This window comes from Sphingobium vermicomposti, assembly GCF_011762025.1.
Classification (GTDB): Bacteria; Pseudomonadota; Alphaproteobacteria; order Sphingomonadales; family Sphingomonadaceae; genus Sphingobium; species Sphingobium vermicomposti.
The window spans coordinates 234,607-255,366 of the sequence record NZ_JAASQR010000003.1 but is presented as its reverse complement, the minus strand read 5'-3'; the positions used below and the strand labels follow the sequence as shown (position 1 = coordinate 255,366).

The window sequence follows — 20,760 nt, the reverse complement described above, 5'->3', positions numbered from 1 at the left end:
TCGGCCTTATTCGATGACGATCAGCGGCTGGTCATATTCGACCGGCTGGCCATTATCGACCAGCACGGCCTTGACCGTGCCGGCGGTGGGCGCGGTGATGGCGTTCATGACCTTCATCGCTTCGACGATGATGACGGTGTCGCCTGCCTTTACGCTGGAGCCGACGGCGGCGAAGGGCGCGGCACCCGGTTCAGCCGACAGATAAGCGGTGCCCACGATGGGCGAGCGGACGGCGTTGACGGAGGGCGCGGGGGCGCTGGCTTCGACGGCCACGGGTGCGGCGGCGGCAGAAACCGGCGCAGCTGCCACGGGTGCGGGCATATAGGCCGGGGCAGCATGTCCGCCGCCAGCCTTGCGCGCGACGCGGATCTTGCGATCGCCGTCCTCCACCTCAATTTCTGTCAGGTTGGTGTCGTCGAGCAGCGCGGCGAGATCCCGCACCAGCTGCACATCGACCTGCATTGCGCCCTTTTCAGCCTTATCGTTCATTTGAAGTCCCTGGACGATGAAATGTCTTATGTGATGCCCGCGCCTATGCGCATTTGGGCCGAAGCGCAACTTTTGAGCGATAAGTTACAGTTCGAGCGCGGCTTCCAGTGCCAGCATGTAGGACATGGCGCCGAAACCGGCGATGGTCCCTTTGGCGGCCATTCCGACATAGCTTTTGTGGCGGAAAGCCTCGCGCTTATGCGGGTTGGACAGGTGCACCTCTATGACTGGAACGCTGATGCCCTTGATCGCGTCGTGCAGCGCGACGGAAGTGTGGGTGAGGCCGCCGGGGTTCAGGATCACGGCATGCACGCCTTCGCCATGCGCTTCCTGTAGCCAGTCGATCAGATGGCCTTCATGATTGGACTGGCGGAAATCGATCTCCACATGGGCGCGTCCGGCGGCATCCTCCATCCGTTCGGCAATGTCGTCGAGCGTGTCATAGCCGTAGATTTCCGGTTCCCGCGTACCCAGCATGTTGAGGTTCGGGCCGTTCAACACATAGATTTTGCGCGCATCGGCCATTGCATTTCCCCTTAGCATGTTGCGGCAGGGGCGTCGCGGCCCCTATATGCAGGGTGATCTTTAGCCTTTCGTGTCGCGCCAAGTCGAGACACGTTCTTTCGTGAAAGACAGGACCGAGCATTGCACGTCGACGGAACCATATCGATCACCATCAATGGCGAGCATCGCCGGGTGCGTGCGGGCATGACGCTGGCCGAACTGGCGAGTGAACTGGGCTTCGTGCCGGAAAAGGTGGCGGTGGAGCGCAACCTGGAGGTCGTGCCGCGTTCGACATTGGCGCAGGTGGTTGTCGATGACGGCGACGATCTGGAGATCGTGCACTTTGTGGGCGGTGGCGATGTGTCGGCGGTGGATGACGACAGCTGGACCGTCGCGGGCAAGACTTTCCGGTCGCGGCTGATTGTCGGCACCGGCAAATACAAGAATTTCGAGCAGAATGCTGCGGCGCTGGCAGCTTCGGGGGCGGAAATCGTCACCGTGGCGGTTCGGCGCGTCAATGTGTCCGACCCCAAGGCGCCGATGCTGACAGACTTCATTGACCCGAAGAAGGTCACTTATCTGCCCAATACGGCGGGCTGCTATACCGGGGAGGAGGCCATCCGTACGCTGCGGCTGGCGCGGGAAGCAGGCGGCTGGGACCTCGTCAAGCTGGAGGTGCTTGGCGAGGCGCGGACGCTGTATCCCGACATGGTAGAGACTTTGCGCGCGACCGAGGTGCTCGCCAAGGAAGGCTTCAAGCCGATGGTCTATTGCGTCGATGATCCGATCGCGGCGAAGCGGCTGGAAGATGCGGGCGCGGTGGCGATCATGCCGCTGGGCGCGCCGATCGGGTCGGGACTGGGCATCCAGAACCGGGTCACGATCCGCCTGATCGTCGAGGGGACGAAGCTGCCGGTGCTGGTCGACGCGGGCGTGGGCACGGCGTCGGAAGCGGCCGAGGCGATGGAGCTGGGCTGCACCGGCGTGCTGATGAACACGGCGATTGCAGAGGCGAAAGATCCGGTGCTGATGGCGGCGGCGATGAAGGCCGGGGTCGAGGCGGGGCGGATGGCCTATCGCGCCGGGCGCATGGGCAGGCGCATGTATGCGGACCCGTCGAGTCCGTTGGCGGGGTTGATCTGACGATCGCCGTGCTCCTGCCTGCGCAGGAGCACGATCGCGCCCAACTTTCGCCATCGCAGCAAATTGACCCTCTCACGGCTTACCCCTATGGGCGGAACGGGTTCAGGATGAAGGAAAAGCGATGGTGAAGAAGCTCTACCCCGATGCTGCGTCTGCGTTGGAGGGCCTTCTCTTCGACGGCATGCATTTATGTGCTGGCGGCTTTGGTCTTTGCGGAATTCCTGAGCGGTTGATCGACGCAATCCGCGATTCGGGGGTCAAGGACCTGACCATCGCGTCCAACAACGCCGGAATTGACGGCGAAGGTCTGGGCAAGCTGCTGCGCACGCGGCAGGTGAAAAAGATGATCTCCTCCTATGTCGGTGAGAACAAGGAGTTCGAGCGGCAATATCTGGCTGGCGAGTTGGAGGTGGAATTCTGCCCTCAGGGGACGCTGGCGGAGCGTTGCCGGGCTGGCGGCGCGGGCATTCCCGGCTTCTACACCAAGACGGGCGTCGGCACGGCGGTGGCCGAGGGCAAGGAAGTCAAGAATTTCGACGGGCAGGACTATATCCTTGAGCGCGGCATCTTTGCTGACGTGGCGATCATCAAGGGGTGGAAGGCCGACGAGAGCGGCAACCTGATTTTCCGTAAGACCGCGCGCAATTTCAACCAGCCGATGGCGACGGCGGCGAAGATCTGCATCGCCGAAGTCGAGGAAGTGGTGCCGGTGGGCAGCCTTAACCCCGACGCGATTCATCTGCCGGGTATTTATGTGAAGCGCATGATTGTCGGCGCGCCATATGAAAAGAAGATCGAATTCCGCACCGTGCGCCAGAGGGAGACCGCATAATGAGCTGGACCCGTGACGAGATGGCCGCGCGCGCGGCAAAAGAGCTGAAGGACGGATTCTATGTGAATCTGGGCATCGGTATCCCGACGCTGGTGGCGAACCATATTCCTGCTGGCGTGGAAGTGACGTTGCAGTCGGAAAACGGCATGCTGGGCATCGGTCCCTTTCCCTATGAGGGGGAAGAGGATGCTGACCTGATCAATGCGGGCAAGCAGACTATCAGCGAATTGCCGAACAGCGCCTATTTTTCCAGCGCCGACAGTTTTGCGATGATCCGGGGCGGGCATATCGACCTGACCGTGCTGGGCGCGATGGAGGTCGCCGAAAATGGCGACATCGCCAACTGGATGATCCCCGGCAAGATGATCAAGGGCATGGGCGGCGCGATGGATCTGGTCGCGGGCGTCAAGAAGATCATCGTGGTGATGGAGCACACGTCCAAGGATGGCAGCCCGAAGTTCATCCCGGCCTGCACCCTGCCGCTGACCGGCAAGAATGTGGTCGACATGGTCGTCACCGACCTGTGCGTGTTCATGCGCGCAGATCATGACAGCCCGTTCAAGCTGATTGAACTCGCGCCGGGCGTGACGGCGGAGGAAGTCGCCGCTAAGACTACGGCTCAATATCTGAGCTGAGGATTGTGGCATGAGCCTTGAGGGCAATTATGACGAAGGCAATGTCTTTGCGCTGATCCTGCAGGGAAAGATCCCTTCGACCAAGCTGTATGAGGATGAGCATACATATGCCTTCCTGGACATCCAACCGCAGTCGAAGGGGCATAGCCTGGTCATTTCCAAATGGTCCAAGGCGCGCAACATCCTGGAGGTCGAGGATGAGGCGCTGGCGCAGGTGATGGCGACGGTGAAGAAAGTCGCGGTCGCCACGCACAAGGCGCTGGACCCGGACGGCATCCATGTCGCCCAGTTCAATGGCGCGCCCGCTGGGCAGACTGTGTTCCATCTGCACGTTCACATCGTGCCGCGCTGGGCAGGCGGCCCCGTGGGCTTTTCTGCTCATGCGCAGGGCAATTTCGCCGATCCGGCCGCGCAGGAGGCATTGGCGGAAGAGATTCGTGCCCAGCTTTGAGGCGGTAATCAGGCTGCACGACAAGTATCGGGCGGGGAAGCGATAAGATGGCGCTCAAGCCGTTCAAGGCCCCCGGTGCGCGGCTGGCGCTTCGGGCGAAGCCTGCCAGCCCGACCTTTACCGCATCGGACGGAAAGGCGGAGGTCATATTGGACCTGTCGCGCCTGCTTTCGCGCAGTTTTCATGCCGCACCCACCGGCATCGACCGGGTGGAGTTCGTCTATGCGCGCGAACTGCTTCAGCGCATTCCCGACCGGCTTGCCTTTGCTGCGGTCCATCCGGCGGGCGGCTATTATGGTCGCCTGAACCCGGCGGCTGTCCGCCAGTTTCTGGCTTTTACCGCCGCGCGGTGGCGCAATGCGGAAATGCCTGACGAACAGGTCGGTCGGGCGGCGATCATCCGTCATCTAATTGCGTTGAGACCCCGGCCCGTCCCACGCGCCACGGGACCGCGCGTCTATTTGCAGGTGTCGCCGCACCATCTGGACGATCCCGATCAGGTCGGAGCGATTTTGCGGGCGGAAGGGGCGCGCTTCGTTACGCTGGTGCATGATGTCATCCCGCTCACCCATCCAGAATTCGCCCGACCGCAGGGCGCGCAGGATCATCTGCGGCGGGTGCGGACCATCGATCGGTTCGCGCACGGCATCATCGGCAACAGCCAAGCGACCATCGACGCGCTTGGCCCGCATATGAGCCGGGGGATGGCGGGACGGGCGCTGTGTGTCGCGCATTTCGGTGCCGACCCGCCGGACATGCCATCGACGGACGGTTTTCAGAGGCCGTCCCGGCCCTATTTCGTCTATATTTCGACCATCGAGCCACGCAAGAATCACCTCCTGCTGATGAATATCTGGAGGCGGTTGATTGAGCGGCTGGGCGATGAAGCGCCCATGCTGGTGCTGATCGGTCGTCGCGGCTGGGAAAATGAGAATGTCATCGACCATCTGGAGCGCGGCGAAATATTGCGCGGCCATGTGATCGAGGCAGGCGAACTGTCGGACAATGAAATGCAGCAGCTCGTCGCCCATGCGCGGGCAATGGTGATGCCGTCATTCGAGGAAGGGTTCGGCATGCCGGTGGTCGAGGCGCTGGCGGCGGGCGTGCCGGTGATCTGTAGCGATATCGTTGCGCATCGCGAAGTTGGCGGCGATGCGCCCGACTATCTGGACCCGCTGGACGGGTTGGGCTGGCTGAACCTGATCGATGCCTATCGGCGGCAGGATTCACCAGAGCGGGCGGCGCAACTGGCGCGTATCGCGGCATGGCGTGCGCCGACCTGGAGCAGCTATTTCGACCAGGTCATGACGCTGTTGGATGACGTGAATTTAGCGACCTTCGCTTGACGTTCCCGCGCCAGCCGATCCATAGATGCGAGGTGAACATTGCCTCTATCGGTGCGCGACAACGCTGGGCTTTTGTCGGTTTGCGCCTTGATACCGTAGCGGCAGGCGTCGTTCGATGAGCGGGACCGCCTTTCTTCGCTCACCCCCTTTTCCCGGCGTTGCCCCTGCCGTCGCGGCGGTCAGCAGGTCGGGCGCGGATGGTGCCGGGCATGTTTCCGACGAGGTGCTGAACGCCATCGCCGGGGCGCGGGTGGGCGGCGCGTTTTGGGGGCAGCGCCATGGCGGATTCCGGGTGATTGTTCGTGCGGGGGTGGCGGGAATAATTGATCATGTCCCGGCGGCGGAAATCGCCGTGGTGGGACGGACAAACGGAGCCGTGCGCGGCACTCAGCTTACCGGGACGGTGGACCCGTGGGCCCTGATGGACGGCGCGCAATCGGTCCATGCGCCGGAGGATGATGAGCTGGCGATCGTCGCGGGCCTGATGAATGTTCCGGTCCATGGAGTGGACGGCGGGCTGATTCCGCCGGAACGGCTGCGAGAAGCGGCGCGGCGGGCGGTGGCTACGGCATGCTATCGTAACTGCTTTACCGGCGATCCGGCTGGTGTGGCCGAGGTCGTATTTCAGCTGAGCGAATGGCGGCGGCAGCTGGACGCCAATCGCGGCATCGCGGCGGCGACCGGCATGGCCTGGTGGAAGCGGGAGGCGATGCGGCGTTTCCTGTGGGACGGCATGCGATCCCCGCCCTTCCTGTCGCCACGGAACGCCCTGCGGCGTGCGGCGCGGGAGAAGGGGGGCGTCGCCTACTGGCCTTCGCGGGTTCCTGCCACATTCGTGGGCGAAGCACAGGCGCAGGGCGTAGCGGTAGCGAAAGTGGAGGATGGTTTCCTCCGGTCGAAGGGACTGGGCGCGGCGCTGACGCCGCCCGGATCGGTGGTGATCGACCACAGCGGCATCTATTATGATGCGCGAGGGCCGAGCGATTTGGAAACGCTGCTGGCCACCCATGATTTTGCCCCTGCGCTGATCGAGCGTGCCCGTCGTTTGCGGTCGGCGATCCGGGCGAGTGGTGTTACGAAATATGGGCTGGAAGCAGGCGGCATGCCCGACCTTCCCGCCGGGCGGAGGACCGTGCTAGTGGTGGGGCAGGTGGAAGATGACCTGTCGGTTCAACAGGGCGGCGCAGGGGTTGCGGGCAACCTGGCGCTGCTGGAGCGGGCGCGGCAGGCGGAGCCGGATGCCTATATCCTCTATCGTCCCCATCCCGATGTTCAGGCGGGTTTGCGGCGGGGACATCTGACCGATGCCACGGTGTTGGAGTTTGCCGATATTGTCGATACGGGTGCGCCGTTGATGGCCCTGGTCCAGGCGGTGGACGATGTGCATGTGCTGTCGTCGCTCACCGGGTTCGAGGCGCTATTGCGCGATCGCCCGGTGACGGTCCATGGCATGCCATTTTATGCGGGGTGGGGGCTGACGCGCGATCTGGCCCAGCCCAATGGTCGCAGAGGTCGTCAATTGACGATTGACCAGCTTGTCGCCGCCGCCCTCATTCTCTATCCATATTATCTGGACCCGGTCACCCGGTTGCCCTGCGGTCCTGAAATCATGGTGGAGCGGATGGCGGGCGGATCAAAACCACCCATATCATGGCTGATCCGGTTGCGGATGATGCAGGGAAAAATACAAAGATTCATGACATTGTCCGCTGAGCGTTTCCATGGCTGACGCACCTGCACAGACCTTCCTTTTCCTTCAGGGGCCTCACGGACCTTTTTTCGCGATGCTGGCCGATGCGTTGCGGGCGCGGGGGCATGGCGCGCTGCGCATCAACATCAATGGCGGCGACAAGGTCGACTGGCCGGGAGAGGCGACCGACTATCGCGGGACTTTCCGAAACTGGCCGCTGTTTTTCGATGATTTCATCGTTCACCATGATGTGACCGACCTGGTCCTTTATGGCGATTGCAGGCCCTATCATGCGTCCGCGCACAAGATGGCGCGGTTGCGGGGGCTGCGCGTGCATGTCGTTGAGGAAGGCTATATCCGCCCCGATTTCATGACGTTGCAGGAAGATGGGGTGAACGGCAATTCGACGCTGCCGCTCGACCCGCAATGGTATCTGGATCAGGCGCGCGACCTGCCCGCCGAAGAAGGGGGGAAGGCGCCGGAGATCCCGTCGGCATTCCGCCAGCGGGCCGTGAACACCGCGCGCAACGGCCTGGCCTCAGCGGTCATGCGACCGGCCTTTCCCTTTTACCGGACGCATCGACCTCAAAACTTCGCGCTGGAAGCGGCGGGCTGGTTCAAGAAGCTGATGCTGCGCAAGGGCGACCGGCAGGCGTCTGTGGCCGAATGGGACAAGGTCAGGGACAAGCCCTATTTTACCCTGCCGCTGCAGCTGGATTCGGACTATCAGATCCGGGTCCACTCACCCTTTGGCAACATGCGTGCGGCGCTGCGGTTCGTCATCAAAAGCTTTGCGCGCCATGCGCCGCCGGGCACGTCGCTGCTGGTGAAGCGTCATCCGCTCGATTCCGGGCTGGTCGCGTGGGAACGGCTGACGCGGCGGCTGGCGGCGCGCTATGGGGTGAGCGAGCGCGTGTTCTACCTGGCCGATTGGGATATTGCGCAGGTCGTGGGCAAGTCGCTGGGCGTGGTGACGGTCAACAGCACCGTAGGGACGCTGGCACTTAATCGCGGTAAGCCGGTGCTGGTGCTGGGCCATGCGGTCTACAAGGTGCCGGGTGTCGTCTATAAGGGTACGCTGGACGAATTCTGGCTGGACCCCGGCGCGCCTGACGAAGAGCTTTATTCGGCGTTCCGGCGCGTTTTGATCGACCGTTGCCTGATCCGGGGCGGGCTGTTGAGCGAGCAGGGCCTGAATATGCTGGTGAATAACGCGGTCCAGCGACTTTGTGCCGGGGGTGAAAATCATCGGTCAAAGCCCGCCCGTCGTGCCGCGGTTGCGAAGCTGGAAGTTACGGGGTGAAGGGTGGAAGCTGCGCCCTGGCCAATGCCTGGTTGAGATAATTGTGGAACGCCCGGTCCCGGACGGAGGGGCGGGCGCGGAGCCAGGCCAGGGCGACGACGGGGCGCCAGAGCGACAGGCGTTCGATGCTCATGCCGCTGCGTTTCCGATAGGCACGGCTGAGGCGTGCCGCTGCCCAGTCACGCCAGAGCGCCGTGACCGGATCGGATGGACCTTCGCCAAAGCGCATCAGCATTTCGGCCCGGACCATATCGGCAGCCGGATCGCCCGCCGCCGCCTTTGCCCAGTCGAGAATGACCGGCTGGCCATCGCGGATGATGATATTGTCGATGTGAAAATCGCCATGCAGCAGATGGTCGGATTGCGGCAACTGCTCAAGATAACGGCACGCGGCTTCCTTCAGGCTGGCGGGTGCGGGGCCGTAGTTGATGTCAGTTTCCAGCACCGAATTGACGGTGCGCAGGCCCGTTGCGGGGCGGTCGTGAATGGCGGCGAGCAGGTCGGCCATCTGCTCCAGCAGCGCCGACGCCCGGTAGGGCTTTTTGCGGATCGTGACCGTCAGTGACGCGCCGCTGATTTCTGGATAGGTCAGCGCGGGCAGGCCGTCGACGCTGGTCCGGCTGGACGGAGCGGCGGTGGGCAGATGATGTGCCGCGGCAAGGGTAGCCGCCGTCATTTCGCGCTGGATCATGTCTTCCGAAACTGCCGCGTGAAAGATTTTGATGATCTGGCCGTCCGCTATCCTGAACACCTGCGAGCTTTTGCCCTTGCCGAGCAGCACCCATTGATCGTTCGGTTGAGAGGACATGCGCCGCGCGTTTCCTTTGAGGATAAAGCCGCCTGCCGCTTAACAATGGGCGGGCGTCGCCGATTTATTCGGTTTTGCAGGATTTGCCGACGGCTAATTTAATGGTAGCGGCGCGCGCAGGGGCAGCGAGGCCCTTTTTCAACATTTCCAGGAGCTTGTCGGATGAAGGAGCTGATCGCGTTCGATCTGGATGGAACGCTGGCCGAAAGCAAGCAGCCGATGGGCGATGCGATGGGTGAGGCGATTGCCGGCCTGCTGCGCGTGGCGCATGTCGCGGTCATTTCCGGCGGCGACTGGCCGCAATTCGACAAGCAGGTGGCGAGCCGCTTGCCCGCCCATGCGGACCTGTCCCGCCTGTGGTTGATGCCGACCACCGGCACCAAGCTGTTCACGCACAGGGACGGAACATGGTTGCCCGTCTATGCCGAATTGTTCGACGACGCGCAAAAGCAGCAGATTTTCACCGCCTTTGACGCGTCGCTGGAAGCGACCGGCTTTGTTCCGCAAGAAACCTGGGGCGACCGGATCGAGGATCGGGGTAGCCAGATCACCTTTTCGGCGCTGGGGCAGCAGGCTCCGATCCATGCCAAGGAGATGTGGGACCCCGATTTCGCCAAGCGGCGGGTGATCCAGGCGGACCTGCGGGAGCGGCTGCCGGGCCTGTCGATCAACATGGGCGGCGCGACGTCGATCGACATTACGCGCGAAGGCGTGGACAAGGCCTATGGCCTGAAGAAATTGCGGGACGCGAGCGGTATCGCGCTGGACGCCATGCTGTTCATCGGCGACGCTATCTTCCCCGGCGGCAATGACTATCCCGCCAAGCAACTGGGGCTGGATACCGTTCGTGTGCGCGACCCGCAGGAAACGCTGTCGGTGATCGACGCTATCGTGGCCTGCCAGAAATGACGTTGCCGTCCCTGCCGCCGCTCGCGCCCGTGCGGTGGAGGGCAGGCCCGACGACCTGATTTCTGCCGATGGCGATTGTTCGAACGCTTTGTGGCCAGTGCCCGGTCGGATGCGGCATTCGCGCGGTGACGGGCGAGGGGCGTGACCTGAGCTTTACGGGTGACGCCGTGCACCCCGCCAATAACGGCCAGCTATGCGCGAAAAGCGATGCAATCCGGGAGATGGTGGCGCTGGAGGGGCGATTGCTGCACCCGATGGCGGGCCATCGCAGGATCGGGTGGGACCGCGCCATCGATCAGGCAGCCCGTGGGTTGGCCAGCGCCTTGTCGCGGCATGGGCCGGACAGCGTTGCCATGTATGTTTCAGGCAATTTGCTGACCGAAGATTATTATGTCGCAAACAAGCTGATGAAGGGCTTTGTCGGGTCCGCCAACATCGATGCAGCCTGGCGGAACGACGATGTCGAGGGGGCTTATCGCGCCGGTCTGGGCGAAGATGTCGTGCCGGGGACTTATGAGGATATGGACGCCGCCGACCTGATCCTGATGGTCGGGGCAGCCACGGGTGACCGGCATCCCGTGCTGATGGACCGGATTCAGGCGGTGCGGGAGGAGCGGTCGGTCCGCCTGGTCCTGCTGACGTCGGGGGAGGCCGGGGAGCGGCAGAATGTGGACCTTATCCTTTCCATCACGCCGGGAACCGAAGCGGCGCTGCTGAACGGGCTGTTGCTTCATTGCCATGATATTGGCGCGCTGGACCGGGATTTCATGGCGCGGAGCGTGGACGTGCCGCCCGGTTTCTGGGAGGCGTTGAGGCCGGATCACGACCTTTGGTCGGTGGCGCGGCGATGCGGCGTGGCTCCGGTAGACCTGCGCGCATTTTACGACATGCTGGGTTCCATGCGCCGGGTCGTGACATTGCATGGGAGCGGTTCCGGCCAGGCAAGCGGGCTGTCCCTGTCCCGCGCTATCCTGAACCTGCATCTGGCGATGGGATGGATCGGCAGGACGGGCGCGGCGCCCATGCCGCTGCCAGCCGCGCTCAATGCCATGGGCGGGCGGGAAGCCGGGTGCTTCAGTGGCGAGTTGGCGGCGCATATGGATTTTTCCGTGCCATCGCTGGAACGGACGGGCCGGTTCTGGGGATCGCGGGCGATTGCGACGGGTCCGGGGCTGGATGGCGACGCATTGATCGATGCGATTGGGGCGGGGCGGATCAAGGTGCTGTGGATGCTGGGCGGGATGCCGCCTGCGGATCATCCGCTGCGCGCCGTGCTGGATAGGGTGCCGTTCAAGATGGTGTCGACCGCGTGGATGGACCCGGACATCGCCGCCCAGCAGATGATCGCTCTGCCGTCCCCGGTCTGGGCTGAAAAGGATGGCACGATGACCGGGGCCGACCGGCTGATCAGCCGTCAGCGGCGGATATTCCCTTTGCCCGGACAAGCGAAGCCCGACTGGTGGAGCGTGACGCGGATCGGGCAGGCGATGGGGTGGGGCGACGCCTTTCACTATGAGCGGCCTGCGGAAATATATCGCGAATATGCGCGGCTGACAGCCTATCAAAATGGAGGCGAAAGGCTGCTGAACCTGAGGCGGCATGGCCCCATTTCCAACCCCGCTTATGATGAATTGACGCCATGGCGCTGGGGCGAAGTCCCCTTCGGCGATGGCCGTTTTCCGACGGAGAGCGGCAAGGCGCGGTTGATATTGGGCTGATACGGGTCTGGCCCGATTGCAGCGGCACCACTGAGGTGACGAGCCTTAGCCCTGGCGCGCTATGCCTCGCAGATGGTGCAGTAGTGTGTCGCCATTGGCGGTCCATGTGAAGCGCAGGGCGGTGTCCCGTACGGCTTCGCGCTCCGGCGGATTATATAATATGGCACCGATGGCGGCGGCGATGGCTTCGGGGTCGCGATCCACGATCTGGCCCGCTTCGGGGCGGTCGAGCAGTTCGCGCGCGCCGCCCACGTCGCTGATGACGATCGGCGTGCCGCAGGCGAGCGCTTCCACCCAGGCGTTGGCCAGTCCTTCGGACGATGAGGGCAGGGCCATCACGTCGGCGGCGGCATAGATGCGGGGCAGCCGGTCGTGCGGGACGGAGCCGAGGAAGCCGATGCGGCGGTCAACCGCCAGATCTTCGGCCTGTTTTTCCAGCGCGCGGCGATATTGGCCCTGGCCAACGAACAGAAGCGTCACGCCGGGCAGGCGGGGGAGGGCCTGCACCAGCAGTTCTTGTCCCTTGCGCGGGATCAGCGCGCCGACGCAGAGGATAACTGGCCCTTCAAAGCCGAGTACATCCTTTGCCGCTGCGCGATCGGCTATTTCAAAGCGATCGAGGTCGACGCCGGTATAATGGACGCGGATCTTGTCGGCTTCCATGCCGAGCTTGACCATCGACCGGCGCATGGCGTTCGATACTGCCAGGAGGCCTGATGCGCCTTCGGCAGCGCGCATGACCAGCTTACGAGTGTCGCGGCGCGCGCCCCAATAATGGATGTCCGCGCCGCGCGCCTTCACCGAATATGGGATGCCGAGTGCTCGCGACAGGCGCTGCGCCACTGGCCCGTCGGGGAAGAAGAAGCTGGCGTCGATGACGTCGAAAGGTTTTTGTTCGTGCAGCCGCCGGACCAGCGGCAGTATGGCGCGGGTCATGTTGGCGACATTGATGCGGGCACCAATTTTGGGGATGGTGCGGAAAACCGGGCGGTAGACGGTCAGGTCCTGCCACCGTTCCTTAGGCGGCAGGGACCGCAGGGCATCGTAGCTTTCGGAAAGGCTGAATGGCCAGATGGGGATGCCGATGGGAGCGACGACCGTCACATCGACATCGGGCCTGCCAGCCAGTTCGCGCGCCTGCCGTTCCACGAACACGCCGAAATTCGGGCGGCTGATGTCGGGAAACAGGGTCGAAAGCGTTAGGACGTTCAGAGTCATGGGTTCCCCATACCATGCCACAGTTAAACGAGGGTTAGGGACGAACTGGCCTTTTGGCTACAATTGTCTGACCAGTTGTACCGCCACGGCGCCCCAGGGTGGGTCAGTGATCACCTGTTGGCGGCTGCCGCTACCCAGCGGCAGGATGTGCATTCGGTCGCCTTCGCGGCCGATCAGCCTGCCGAACAGGAAGCGGCCTGCGTGGCGGGGCAGTAAAATGTCGCGGTTGAGCGCGCTGGCAAAATCGTCGGGACCAATGCGGCGGCACCAGATTTCATCGCCGCTGCGATAATCGCCGATGCTGGTCGCCACCTGCACTCCGACCATGGCGTCGGCGGGAACCGGCGGCGGGAAGGACAGCGACCGGGTGGGCGCGCGCGCGCCGTCCGGCCCCAGCAGCGCGGCGACGGGCACTACGCTTTGTCCGGGGAGCGCGACAAGTTCGGAAGACGCAACGCCCAGCGCCGTAGCGATGCGGTTCAGCCAGTTGACCGATACGGTTCGCGTCCCGGTTTCAAGGCGGCCAATCGTCTGAGCCGTGGTCGGCGGCTGGCAGAGGAGTCCGACCTGTTCGAGGGTCAATCCCTTGGACTTGCGGACTTCACGGATGCGGGTGATCATGGCTATTCCTGAATTTTTACCTATTTGGTTTTTCGCTCTTTCCTACAAAGTAGTGCCTATGGCAAGCCATTCGGCCCTGGAACGGCAAGGAGACGCGGATGCGGACGCAATATGTGGAACAGATCATCGAAGATCCGGCGGGTCAGCAGCAGCGGGTGACGGTGAATATTGGCGAATCGCCGCTCGCCTGGCTGTATGCGCGGGGGCATTTGAACGAACGCCATTTCCGCGCCGGGGAGTTATTGCGCGCGGACTGGGAGAAAGCGGGCATGGCCCCGCAAGTGACGATGCGGTGGGACGCCGCGCCGACCCAGAGCGGGCGGAAGGGGGCGGGGCGTCCCGCCGATCCGACATTGCGGCAGATTTCCGCCCGCGACCGTTTCCATGCCGCCATCGCGGCGGCGGGGCCGGGCCTGAGCGACATATTGTGGCGGGTCGCCTGTGCGGGGGAAGGATTGGTGGCGGCGGAAAAGGCGCTGGGCTGGCCGACCCGGGCGGGCAAGCTGGTGCTGACGCTGGCGCTGGACCGGGTCGCTGCCTGGTACAGGGTCGCTGGAGGTGAGCAGCGCGCTACGCCGTGATCGCGCCGCCCAATAGCAGGAGCAGCTTTACGTCGATTGCGAACCCTTCGCCGCGCCATGTTTCGACCTGCTGACTTAACGTGTCGAGCGGGACGCGATGGACGCGAATATCCTCACCATCGACACCGCCGCCGTCGCCCGTTTTTTGCAAGCCGTGCGCGCGGTAGAGGGAGAAGCTTTCGGAAACCATGCCGGGCGAGCTGAAAAATTCGCCCATCGGCTCCATGCGGGCGGGGCGGTAGCCCGTTTCCTCCTCCAGCTCACGGGTCGCCGCCAGCGCCGCATCCTCCCCTTCGTCCTGGTCGCCGACCAGGCCGGCGGGCAATTCGATGCAGCGGCGGGCCAAGGGGACGCGGAATTGATCCACCAGCAGGACATGGCGGCGGCCATCGTCATCCTCGTCTATCGCCAATATGACGGCAGCGCGGATGCCACGGGCGCGGCCGACATATTCCCATCGTCCGCGCCGCTTCGCGCTGATGAAGCGACCGGACCACATGACCTCTTCGTCGGCCGCCATATCCTGTTCGCTCATAGCTCGATCAACCTGTCGGGTAGTTCGTTAGGATTATCGTCGAGGTGAGGGAAATGCTGGCCCAGAACCGCGCCGACCCTCTTTATGGCTTCGATCATGCCGTCCGCCGCGCGGCCTTCGCGCACGCCTTCGATCAGGGCGGCCATGGCGTCACCCCACACATCGGGCGTGACCTTTTCATTGATGGGCGCGTCGGCGATGATTTCGGCGCGATGTTCGTCCAGCGAGAGGTAGATGAGGACGCCCGTCCGCCCGCGCGTGCGCCCCTGCGCCACGGCGCGGAACAGGGTGGTCGCCCGTCGATGGACCCGGCGCGTCTTGGTCGCGCGCGGGGTCAGGGCCATGCGCAGCGGCATCCAGGCCAGAGCATAGCGGACGACGAGGAATTTGAGGATGAGCAGGCCGAGCAGCAGCGTCAGCAGCTTCCAGTCTTCCAGATCATGGTCCCAGCTTTGCAGCAGCGTTGCGCAGAGCGCACGGAAATGGGCGGGAAAGGCCGCGATGATGGACAAGGCCAGGAACACGGCGCCGATGGCCCAGTGTAGCCCTGCATCATGATAGGGGTCCGACCGGCGCGCGACGATCGTGACGATTTCGCCATCCGTGCCGCGTTCCGCCGCCGCGACGGCAGCGGTGATGCGATCATGATCGGCTTGGCTGAAACGAACCGGAATCACCAGCTGCCCCCTGCGCCGCCGCCGCCGAAGCTGCCGCCTCCGCCCGAAAAGCCGCCACCGCCGCCCCAGCCGCCACCGCCCCAGCTCGATCCGCCGCCGTGGCCGCCAAAATCGGACGGTCCCCAGAGGATGATGGGCGCCGCCCCTCCCCGGTAACGTTGTCCGCGCTTGCCCCGGCCCGACATCATACCGCCGAAGATGACGATCAGGATGAATATCCAGAATATGGCCATGAATGCGCCCCCGCCGGATTTGTCGCGCTGCCGGTCTTCGGTTTCGGCGGCGGCGGCGCGGGCCTTGGCTTCATCGGCGGGCAGGGACAGCAGGGTCGCCAGTTCATTGACGCCAGCCTCTATCCCTCCCGCAAAATCGCCTGTCTTGAAACGCGGGATGATGGCGTTGCGATAGATGCGCGCCGCCAGCGCGTCCGTGACCACGCCTTCGACGCCGTAGCCTGTGGCGATCCACACTTTGCGTTCCTTGGGCGCGACCAGCAGCAACGTGCCGTCGTCGCGATCCTTGCTGCCAATCTGCCAGGTTCGGCCCAGGCGAAAGGCATAGTCGGAAATGTCATGACCCTGCAGGTCGGGGATCGTGGCGACTACCAGTTGCCGCCCGCTCTGCTGTTCCAGCGCGGCCAGCCTGTCGGTGAGCGCCTGTTCCTGTTGAGGAGATAGCAGCGCGGCGTCATCGACCACTCGCCCGGTCAGTTTGGGAAAGACTTGCCCCTGGGCTGCCGGCGCGAAGGCCAGCAGCAGGAGGATCAGGAGCAGCCGACGCAGCATGATTTAGTTGCCGAAGTCGACCTTGGGCGCTTCTTCCGCGCCGGGGGTCGTCGCCTGGAACGGCGTCATCGGCTTTGCGCCGTGGATGATCTTGGCCCCGATCGCGTCGGGGAAGGTGCGGATGCGCGTATTATAGGCGCGAACGGCTTCATTATAGTCGCGGATCGCCACCGCGATGCGGTTTTCGGTGCCTTCCAGTTGGGACTGGAGGTCGAGGAAATTCTGATTGGCCTTGAGGTCGGGATAGGCCTCCACCGATGCGAGGAGCCGTCCCAGACCCTGGGACAATTGCGCCTGCGCCTGCTGGAACTGCTGAACCTTTGCAGGGTCCGACAGGTCGTCGGCGCTGACCTGGACCGATGTCGCCTTGGCGCGCGCTTCGGTCACGCGGACGAGCGTGTCCTGTTCCTGTTTTCCAGCGGCCTTTACCGTTGCCACCAGATTGCCGATCAGGTTGGCGCGGCGTTGATATTGCGCCTGCACGTCGGCCCATTTGGCCTTTGCGGCTTCCTCCGCCGTGGGCACGCTGTTGATGCCGCAGGCAGACAGGGCGAACGCGCCCATGATGGCCAATAGAGCGTAGGAAAGTCGGCGCGGGATCGTCATGAAACATCCTCAGCTTTTGTTGCGTTCCCGGAAATAGGTGGTTGTCGGCGTGCGTGCAACGGCCCATTCTGCCTTTATCGTAATGAGGACAAGGGGTTCACCATGGGGCTGATCGCGGAATTCAAGACGTTCATCAATCGCGGCAATGTGATCGACCTGGCCGTCGGCGTCATCATAGGTGGCGCTTTTGCTACCATTACCAAGTCCCTGACTGACGACATCATCATGCCGGTGGTCGGCTATGTGCTGGGGGGATCGGACTTTTCGCGTTACTTCATCCGGCTGGGCGACATCCCGGCGGGCTTTACCGGCAATCCGCAAAGCTATGCCGATTTGAAGGGCGCTGGCGTCGCCATGCTGGGATGGGGCGAGTTTCTGACCGTATTGGTCAACTTCCTGATCCTGGCCTTCATCATTTTCCTGCTGGTGCGGACGGTGAACAGGCTGATGCCCAAGCCCGAGGCCGCGCCCGCCGCGACGCCCGAAGACATCATGTTGTTGCGGGAAATTAGGGATTCGCTGAAAAAATAATATCGTTTCTGCGACGAAAGTAGTTGTGCGGCGGGAACCAACCTGCGCGCGGCCAGTTGATCGGCGTCAGGGTCCCAAGGCTGCATGCGCGGCCCGGATCCTTGCCGAATGACGTCAGCCCCAGGGGGCGCAACAGGAGAATACGCCGTGAAAACCATCGTCTCAGTTCTGGGCCTTGCCAGCTTGATCGCACTCGCAGCGTGCGATTCGAAGCAGGAAAACCAGGTCGAGAACGCTTACGAGAATCAGGCGGACGCACTCGACAACCAGGCAGCGAATATGGAAGCCATGGCCGACAACCTGGCCGGTAACGCTGAAGCGGCTGCTGAAAACGCAGCGGATTCGCTGGAAAACAAGGCCGAAGCGACACGTGAAGCGGGTGAAGCCGCTGCCGATGCCGTCGAAAACCGCTAAGTTTCATTCTCGAAACTAAGCCGAATGGGCGTCGTGACGTAGGTTGCGGCGCCCATTTTCATGCCGAACATCATCGCTTTAACGGCGATTTAACCACGCTGTCCCATGGTGCTGTCGCGGATCCGTGGGGCGTGAGAATGGACGATCTACTTCAGGAATTTATTGCCGAGACGCAGGAGACGCTGGAGGCGCTCGCCGGTGAGGTGGTCGCCTGGGAAGCAGATCCCAGTGACCGCGACCGGCTGGACGCCATTTTCCGCTTTTTCCACACGGTCAAGGGAAGCTGCGGCTTCCTTAACCTGCCGCGCTTTGAGCGGCTGAGCCATGCTGCCGAAGATGTTCTGTCCGACTTGCGCAGCGGCCAGCGCAGCCCCGACCCCGCGACCGTTAACGCCGTTCTGGGCGTCATGGATCGGATCGGTGAACTGGCCGAAGCCGTGGCGATCGGCGCGGCGTTGCCCGATGAGAATGACGACCTGCTGATCGGCGCTCTGTCTGCCGATGCGCATAGCAATAGCGTGCCCGAAACCGACGCGGTTGCTGCTCCGGCACCTGAGCAGCGCGTTCGCCAAGGCGGCGCTCAGGCGGTGCCGCGGACCATCCGCCTGCCGCTGTCGTTGATCGACCAGCTGATGAACGGCGTGTCGGACATGGTGCTGGCGCGCAACGAATTGTCCCGTCAGTTGCGAGAACGGTCAGGCGATCCCGAACTGGAAAGCGCCTTTGAGCGGCTGTCGACCTGCGTCGCCGACATGCGTGACGCCATATCGAAGACACGGATGCAGCGGGTTGACCGTCTGTTCACGGCGATCCCGCGCATGGTCCGTGACCTGGGGCGGGAATTGGGGAAACGCATCGACCTGACGCTGGAAGGCGGCGACGTCGAAATGGACCGCGAGATGGTGGAGATGGTGGTCGATCCGCTGACCCACATCGTTCGCAACAGCATCGATCATGGCATCGAAACGCCTGAGCGTCGGCGCGCGCTGGGCAAGCCAGAGGTCGGCATGCTGAAGCTGGAGGCCCGGCAGTCGGGCAATCAGATCGTGATCGAGGTCAGCGATGACGGCCAGGGCATCGATACGCAGCGACTGGTGGAAAAGGCGGTTCTCGCCGAAACGCTGACGCGGGATGCGGCGAACCGCATGAGCGAAGCGGAAAGGCTGGAGCTTATCTTTCATCCCGGCCTGTCGACCGCGCAGCAGATAACGGCCATTTCCGGCCGGGGCGTCGGGATGGACGTGGTCCGGGCGAATGTGGAGCGGATTGGCGGGGTCATATCGCTGGATAATCAGCCCGGCAGGGGATTGCGCATCATATTGCGCGTGCCTTTGACTCTGACGATCATCCCCGGCCTGATCGTCCGTGCGGGCGGGCTGCATTTTGCCATGCCGCGCGCGGCGGTGGTCGAGATATTGCACGACAACAATGCCATGCTGCGGATCGCCGAAGTGGCCGGAGCAAAGATCGCGACGATTCGATCGGTGCGCCATTCCATGGTCGATCTGGAAGATGTGCTGGGGATGGAGAAGCTGCCCCAAAGCGGTCCCCGCAGCATCATGGTGGTGCGATCCGGCACGGGCGTTCCGTTTGCCATGGGCGTGGCGGCGGTCGAAAATCATGAGGAACTGGTTATACGTCCTGCATCCCCACTCATCATGGCGAGCGGCGTCTATGCGGGCATGACTCTGCCCGACAATGGCAAGCCGATGTTGCTGTTGGATGCGGCGGGCCTTGCCAATGCGGCGGACCTGCCCAACGTCGCTGACGATTGCGCCCAGCGTCACATCGAAGAAGACGAGATGAACGCAGCGGCGGTGGAGATGATTCCCGCCCTGCGATTCGAGGAGCTTTCCGGGGAGCGCAGGCTGATCCAGCTGTCTGTGATCGAGCGGGTCGAGGACATCGACACTGCATCGTTCGGCCGGTCGGGCTCTCGCGCATTCGTCCGGCTGGACGGCGGGCTGGTGCCGGTGGTCAATGGCGTCCACAGCTTTGGAGCTGCAACAGTGTCGGCGCTGCGCATCCGGGATGGCGCGCGCGAGGCCTGCTATCCCGTTGCCGCCGTGCTGGACATCATCGACATGCCGTTGGTTCCCGACATGGTGGCCATGCATGGCGTGTTGAGCGGCGTGTCCGTGATCGAAGGAGAGCATCTGGAAGTCATCAACCCCTTTGCCCTGTTTGCTGGCTTGCCCGGCGAGTCGGTTCCCGAACAGGCGCGGGGCCGCTGTGTTCTGGCCGACGGGGATGACGGATGGACCCGTGAGATATTGGCACCTTTGCTCAGGCAGGCGGGACATGAAGTGGTTCTGGGCCTGCCAGCTGGCGAGCCGGTCGATCCATTGGATGTCGTGCTGAGTTCGGGACCGGACCTGTCGCAGGCAGCCGAAATTCTGGGCTGCCGGGTCGTGCACCTGCGCGCGTCGCCACGGCCATCAGGTCCGCAGGACGGCAGCATCTATCGTTATGATCAGGACGCGTTGATGGCAGCTATCGCTGGCGTCGGGCGCTGAAGGAGCAGACATGGACCAGCTTTATCTTCTCGCGACGCTAGCGGGCACCAAGGTGGCGGTGGACGCGCACGAGGTCGAAGCCGTCGTGCGCCTTGCCGATGTTTCGCCGGTGCCGGGAATGGCCGCGCATGTGGCAGGGCTTTCCGCGCTGCGTAGCCGCGTGCTTACCATTATCGACGTGCCAGCGCTCATCCGCGGGACGGCCACATCGGTTGAGAAGCGGGGATATGCCATCATCGCGGATATCAGCGGGCACAGCTATGGCCTGGTGGTCGATGCCGTTCACGACATCTGCCAGGTGGCTGACGGGGGCCTGCCATTGCGTGGTCAACTCGATCCGGCCTGGACGCCTTATGCCCGTGCGATTGTGGAGCATGAGGAGCAGCCCTATCTGGTCGTTTCCCTTGTCAGCTTTATCGAAACGGGCCCGCTGGCGCAGGCGGCCTGA

At 63.4% G+C, this 20,760-nt stretch carries 23 protein-coding genes; 14 read left to right on the top strand and 9 right to left on the bottom strand.

The genetic code is table 11. From position 1 onward, the window contains the following. Positions 1-6: 6 nt before the first annotated feature. Positions 7-489 (bottom strand): acetyl-CoA carboxylase biotin carboxyl carrier protein, encoded by a 483-nt coding sequence (gene accB / locus FHS54_RS10895; RefSeq protein WP_167303844.1) that lies wholly within the window; start codon positions 487-489, stop codon positions 7-9. 84 nt (positions 490-573) lie between these two features. Next, the gene (gene aroQ, locus FHS54_RS10890; protein WP_167303843.1) at positions 574-1,014 is read right to left on the bottom strand and encodes a type II 3-dehydroquinate dehydratase; all 441 of its coding nucleotides are present in this window, start codon (positions 1,012-1,014) and stop codon (positions 574-576) included. A 120-nt stretch (positions 1,015-1,134) separates the two neighbouring features. Here aroQ and thiS point away from each other — a divergent pair, with 120 nt between their 5' ends. From thiS to FHS54_RS10855, 7 genes are all read left to right on the top strand, one after another. Continuing rightward, a complete protein-coding gene (thiS, locus tag FHS54_RS10885; protein WP_167303842.1) occupies positions 1,135-2,136 on the top strand; it encodes a sulfur carrier protein ThiS in 1,002 nt (333 codons plus the stop codon). Positions 2,137-2,257: 121 nt separating this feature from the next. Next, on the top strand, positions 2,258-2,968 hold the full coding sequence (locus FHS54_RS10880; protein ID WP_167303841.1) for a CoA transferase subunit A: 711 nt from the start codon (positions 2,258-2,260) through the stop codon (positions 2,966-2,968). After that, positions 2,968-3,603, top strand: a complete 636-nt coding sequence (locus tag FHS54_RS10875; RefSeq protein ID WP_167303840.1) for a CoA transferase subunit B — start codon at positions 2,968-2,970, stop codon at positions 3,601-3,603. Before FHS54_RS10880 ends, FHS54_RS10875 begins: the two co-directional genes overlap by 1 nt. 10 nt (positions 3,604-3,613) lie before the next feature. Further along, complete coding sequence (locus FHS54_RS10870; protein WP_167303839.1) at positions 3,614-4,054, top strand: HIT family protein; 441 nt, start codon at positions 3,614-3,616, stop codon at positions 4,052-4,054. A gap of 47 nt (positions 4,055-4,101) precedes the next feature. Then, positions 4,102-5,400 (top strand): glycosyltransferase family 4 protein, encoded by a 1,299-nt coding sequence (locus FHS54_RS10865; RefSeq protein ID WP_167303838.1) that lies wholly within the window; start codon positions 4,102-4,104, stop codon positions 5,398-5,400. Between the two features lie 115 nt (positions 5,401-5,515). Continuing rightward, positions 5,516-7,129 carry a capsular polysaccharide export protein, LipB/KpsS family gene (locus FHS54_RS10860; protein ID WP_167303837.1) on the top strand — a complete coding sequence of 538 codons (1,614 nt, stop codon included), beginning with the start codon at positions 5,516-5,518 and terminating at the stop codon, positions 7,127-7,129. Then, a complete protein-coding gene (locus tag FHS54_RS10855; RefSeq protein WP_167303836.1) occupies positions 7,122-8,393 on the top strand; it encodes a capsule biosynthesis protein in 1,272 nt (423 codons plus the stop codon). The genes FHS54_RS10860 and FHS54_RS10855 overlap by 8 nt, the downstream gene beginning before the upstream one ends. Here the strand turns inward: FHS54_RS10855 and FHS54_RS10850 are convergent. Next, on the bottom strand, positions 8,383-9,201 hold the full coding sequence (locus FHS54_RS10850) for a phosphotransferase family protein (protein ID WP_167303835.1): 819 nt from the start codon (positions 9,199-9,201) through the stop codon (positions 8,383-8,385). The genes FHS54_RS10855 and FHS54_RS10850 overlap by 11 nt on opposite strands. Positions 9,202-9,363: 162 nt before the next feature. On the opposite strand from FHS54_RS10850, the gene FHS54_RS10845 reads away from it, so the two are divergent. After that, positions 9,364-10,110, top strand: coding sequence for an HAD-IIB family hydrolase (locus FHS54_RS10845; protein ID WP_167303834.1), 747 nt, complete (start codon positions 9,364-9,366; stop codon positions 10,108-10,110). A 68-nt stretch (positions 10,111-10,178) separates the two neighbouring features. Further along, positions 10,179-11,828 (top strand): molybdopterin-dependent oxidoreductase, encoded by a 1,650-nt coding sequence (locus FHS54_RS10840; protein ID WP_167303833.1) that lies wholly within the window; start codon positions 10,179-10,181, stop codon positions 11,826-11,828. Between the two features lie 45 nt (positions 11,829-11,873). On the opposite strand, the gene FHS54_RS10835 is transcribed toward FHS54_RS10840, so the two are convergent. Further along, on the bottom strand, positions 11,874-13,046 hold the full coding sequence (locus FHS54_RS10835; protein ID WP_167303832.1) for a glycosyltransferase: 1,173 nt from the start codon (positions 13,044-13,046) through the stop codon (positions 11,874-11,876). A 57-nt stretch (positions 13,047-13,103) separates the two neighbouring features. After that, on the bottom strand, positions 13,104-13,667 hold the full coding sequence (locus tag FHS54_RS10830; RefSeq protein ID WP_167303831.1) for a helix-turn-helix domain-containing protein: 564 nt from the start codon (positions 13,665-13,667) through the stop codon (positions 13,104-13,106). A gap of 98 nt (positions 13,668-13,765) precedes the next feature. Here FHS54_RS10830 and FHS54_RS10825 point away from each other — a divergent pair, with 98 nt between their 5' ends. After that, the gene (locus FHS54_RS10825) at positions 13,766-14,248 is read left to right on the top strand and encodes a DUF6456 domain-containing protein (protein ID WP_167303830.1); all 483 of its coding nucleotides are present in this window, start codon (positions 13,766-13,768) and stop codon (positions 14,246-14,248) included. Here FHS54_RS10825 and FHS54_RS10820 read toward each other — a convergent pair. From FHS54_RS10820 to FHS54_RS10805, 4 genes are read right to left on the bottom strand one after another with little or no spacing between them, the layout of a single operon-like run. Then, positions 14,238-14,783: an NUDIX hydrolase gene (locus FHS54_RS10820; RefSeq protein ID WP_167303829.1), complete on the bottom strand. Its 546-nt coding sequence runs from the start codon at positions 14,781-14,783 to the stop codon at positions 14,238-14,240. The genes FHS54_RS10825 and FHS54_RS10820 overlap by 11 nt on opposite strands. After that, complete coding sequence (locus FHS54_RS10815; RefSeq protein ID WP_425057310.1) at positions 14,780-15,460, bottom strand: TPM domain-containing protein; 681 nt, start codon at positions 15,458-15,460, stop codon at positions 14,780-14,782. The genes FHS54_RS10820 and FHS54_RS10815 overlap by 4 nt, the downstream gene beginning before the upstream one ends. After that, on the bottom strand, positions 15,457-16,245 hold the full coding sequence (locus FHS54_RS10810) for a TPM domain-containing protein (protein WP_167303828.1): 789 nt from the start codon (positions 16,243-16,245) through the stop codon (positions 15,457-15,459). Before FHS54_RS10810 ends, FHS54_RS10815 begins: the two co-directional genes overlap by 4 nt. 3 nt (positions 16,246-16,248) lie before the next feature. Beyond that, the gene (locus tag FHS54_RS10805; protein ID WP_167303827.1) at positions 16,249-16,851 is read right to left on the bottom strand and encodes a LemA family protein; all 603 of its coding nucleotides are present in this window, start codon (positions 16,849-16,851) and stop codon (positions 16,249-16,251) included. A gap of 102 nt (positions 16,852-16,953) precedes the next feature. Here FHS54_RS10805 and mscL point away from each other — a divergent pair, with 102 nt between their 5' ends. The 4 genes from mscL to FHS54_RS10785 all read left to right on the top strand — a co-directional run bounded on the left by mscL (position 16,954) and on the right by FHS54_RS10785 (position 20,760). Then, entirely contained in the window at positions 16,954-17,382 is a 429-nt protein-coding gene (mscL, locus tag FHS54_RS10800; RefSeq protein WP_167303826.1) for a large conductance mechanosensitive channel protein MscL, read from the top strand. A gap of 147 nt (positions 17,383-17,529) precedes the next feature. Continuing rightward, positions 17,530-17,796, top strand: a complete 267-nt coding sequence (locus FHS54_RS10795) for a hypothetical protein (RefSeq protein ID WP_167303825.1) — start codon at positions 17,530-17,532, stop codon at positions 17,794-17,796. Between the two features lie 137 nt (positions 17,797-17,933). After that, positions 17,934-20,312, top strand: a complete 2,379-nt coding sequence (locus tag FHS54_RS10790; RefSeq protein ID WP_167303824.1) for a chemotaxis protein CheA — start codon at positions 17,934-17,936, stop codon at positions 20,310-20,312. A gap of 10 nt (positions 20,313-20,322) precedes the next feature. Further along, on the top strand, positions 20,323-20,760 hold the full coding sequence (locus FHS54_RS10785) for a chemotaxis protein CheW (RefSeq protein WP_167303823.1): 438 nt from the start codon (positions 20,323-20,325) through the stop codon (positions 20,758-20,760).

Bases quoted from the DNA above. Each gene is read 5' to 3' on its own strand.
- accB (WP_167303844.1), bottom strand. From the start codon at position 489: ATGAACGATAAGGCTGAAAAGGGCGCAATGCAGGTCGATGTGCAGCTG.
- aroQ (WP_167303843.1), bottom strand. From the start codon at position 1,014: ATGGCCGATGCGCGCAAAATCTATGTGTTGAACGGCCCGAACCTCAAC.
- FHS54_RS10880 (WP_167303841.1), top strand. From the start codon at position 2,258: ATGGTGAAGAAGCTCTACCCCGATGCTGCGTCTGCGTTGGAGGGCCTT.
- FHS54_RS10875 (WP_167303840.1), top strand. From the start codon at position 2,968: ATGAGCTGGACCCGTGACGAGATGGCCGCGCGCGCGGCAAAAGAGCTG.
- FHS54_RS10870 (WP_167303839.1), top strand. From the start codon at position 3,614: ATGAGCCTTGAGGGCAATTATGACGAAGGCAATGTCTTTGCGCTGATC.
- FHS54_RS10865 (WP_167303838.1), top strand. From the start codon at position 4,102: ATGGCGCTCAAGCCGTTCAAGGCCCCCGGTGCGCGGCTGGCGCTTCGG.
- FHS54_RS10860 (WP_167303837.1), top strand. From the start codon at position 5,516: ATGAGCGGGACCGCCTTTCTTCGCTCACCCCCTTTTCCCGGCGTTGCC.
- FHS54_RS10855 (WP_167303836.1), top strand. From the start codon at position 7,122: ATGGCTGACGCACCTGCACAGACCTTCCTTTTCCTTCAGGGGCCTCAC.
- FHS54_RS10850 (WP_167303835.1), bottom strand. From the start codon at position 9,201: ATGTCCTCTCAACCGAACGATCAATGGGTGCTGCTCGGCAAGGGCAAA.
- FHS54_RS10845 (WP_167303834.1), top strand. From the start codon at position 9,364: ATGAAGGAGCTGATCGCGTTCGATCTGGATGGAACGCTGGCCGAAAGC.
- FHS54_RS10840 (WP_167303833.1), top strand. From the start codon at position 10,179: ATGGCGATTGTTCGAACGCTTTGTGGCCAGTGCCCGGTCGGATGCGGC.
- FHS54_RS10835 (WP_167303832.1), bottom strand. From the start codon at position 13,046: ATGACTCTGAACGTCCTAACGCTTTCGACCCTGTTTCCCGACATCAGC.
- FHS54_RS10830 (WP_167303831.1), bottom strand. From the start codon at position 13,667: ATGATCACCCGCATCCGTGAAGTCCGCAAGTCCAAGGGATTGACCCTC.
- FHS54_RS10825 (WP_167303830.1), top strand. From the start codon at position 13,766: ATGCGGACGCAATATGTGGAACAGATCATCGAAGATCCGGCGGGTCAG.
- FHS54_RS10820 (WP_167303829.1), bottom strand. From the start codon at position 14,783: ATGAGCGAACAGGATATGGCGGCCGACGAAGAGGTCATGTGGTCCGGT.
- FHS54_RS10810 (WP_167303828.1), bottom strand. From the start codon at position 16,245: ATGCTGCGTCGGCTGCTCCTGATCCTCCTGCTGCTGGCCTTCGCGCCG.
- FHS54_RS10805 (WP_167303827.1), bottom strand. From the start codon at position 16,851: ATGACGATCCCGCGCCGACTTTCCTACGCTCTATTGGCCATCATGGGC.
- mscL (WP_167303826.1), top strand. From the start codon at position 16,954: ATGGGGCTGATCGCGGAATTCAAGACGTTCATCAATCGCGGCAATGTG.
- FHS54_RS10790 (WP_167303824.1), top strand. From the start codon at position 17,934: ATGGACGATCTACTTCAGGAATTTATTGCCGAGACGCAGGAGACGCTG.
- FHS54_RS10785 (WP_167303823.1), top strand. From the start codon at position 20,323: ATGGACCAGCTTTATCTTCTCGCGACGCTAGCGGGCACCAAGGTGGCG.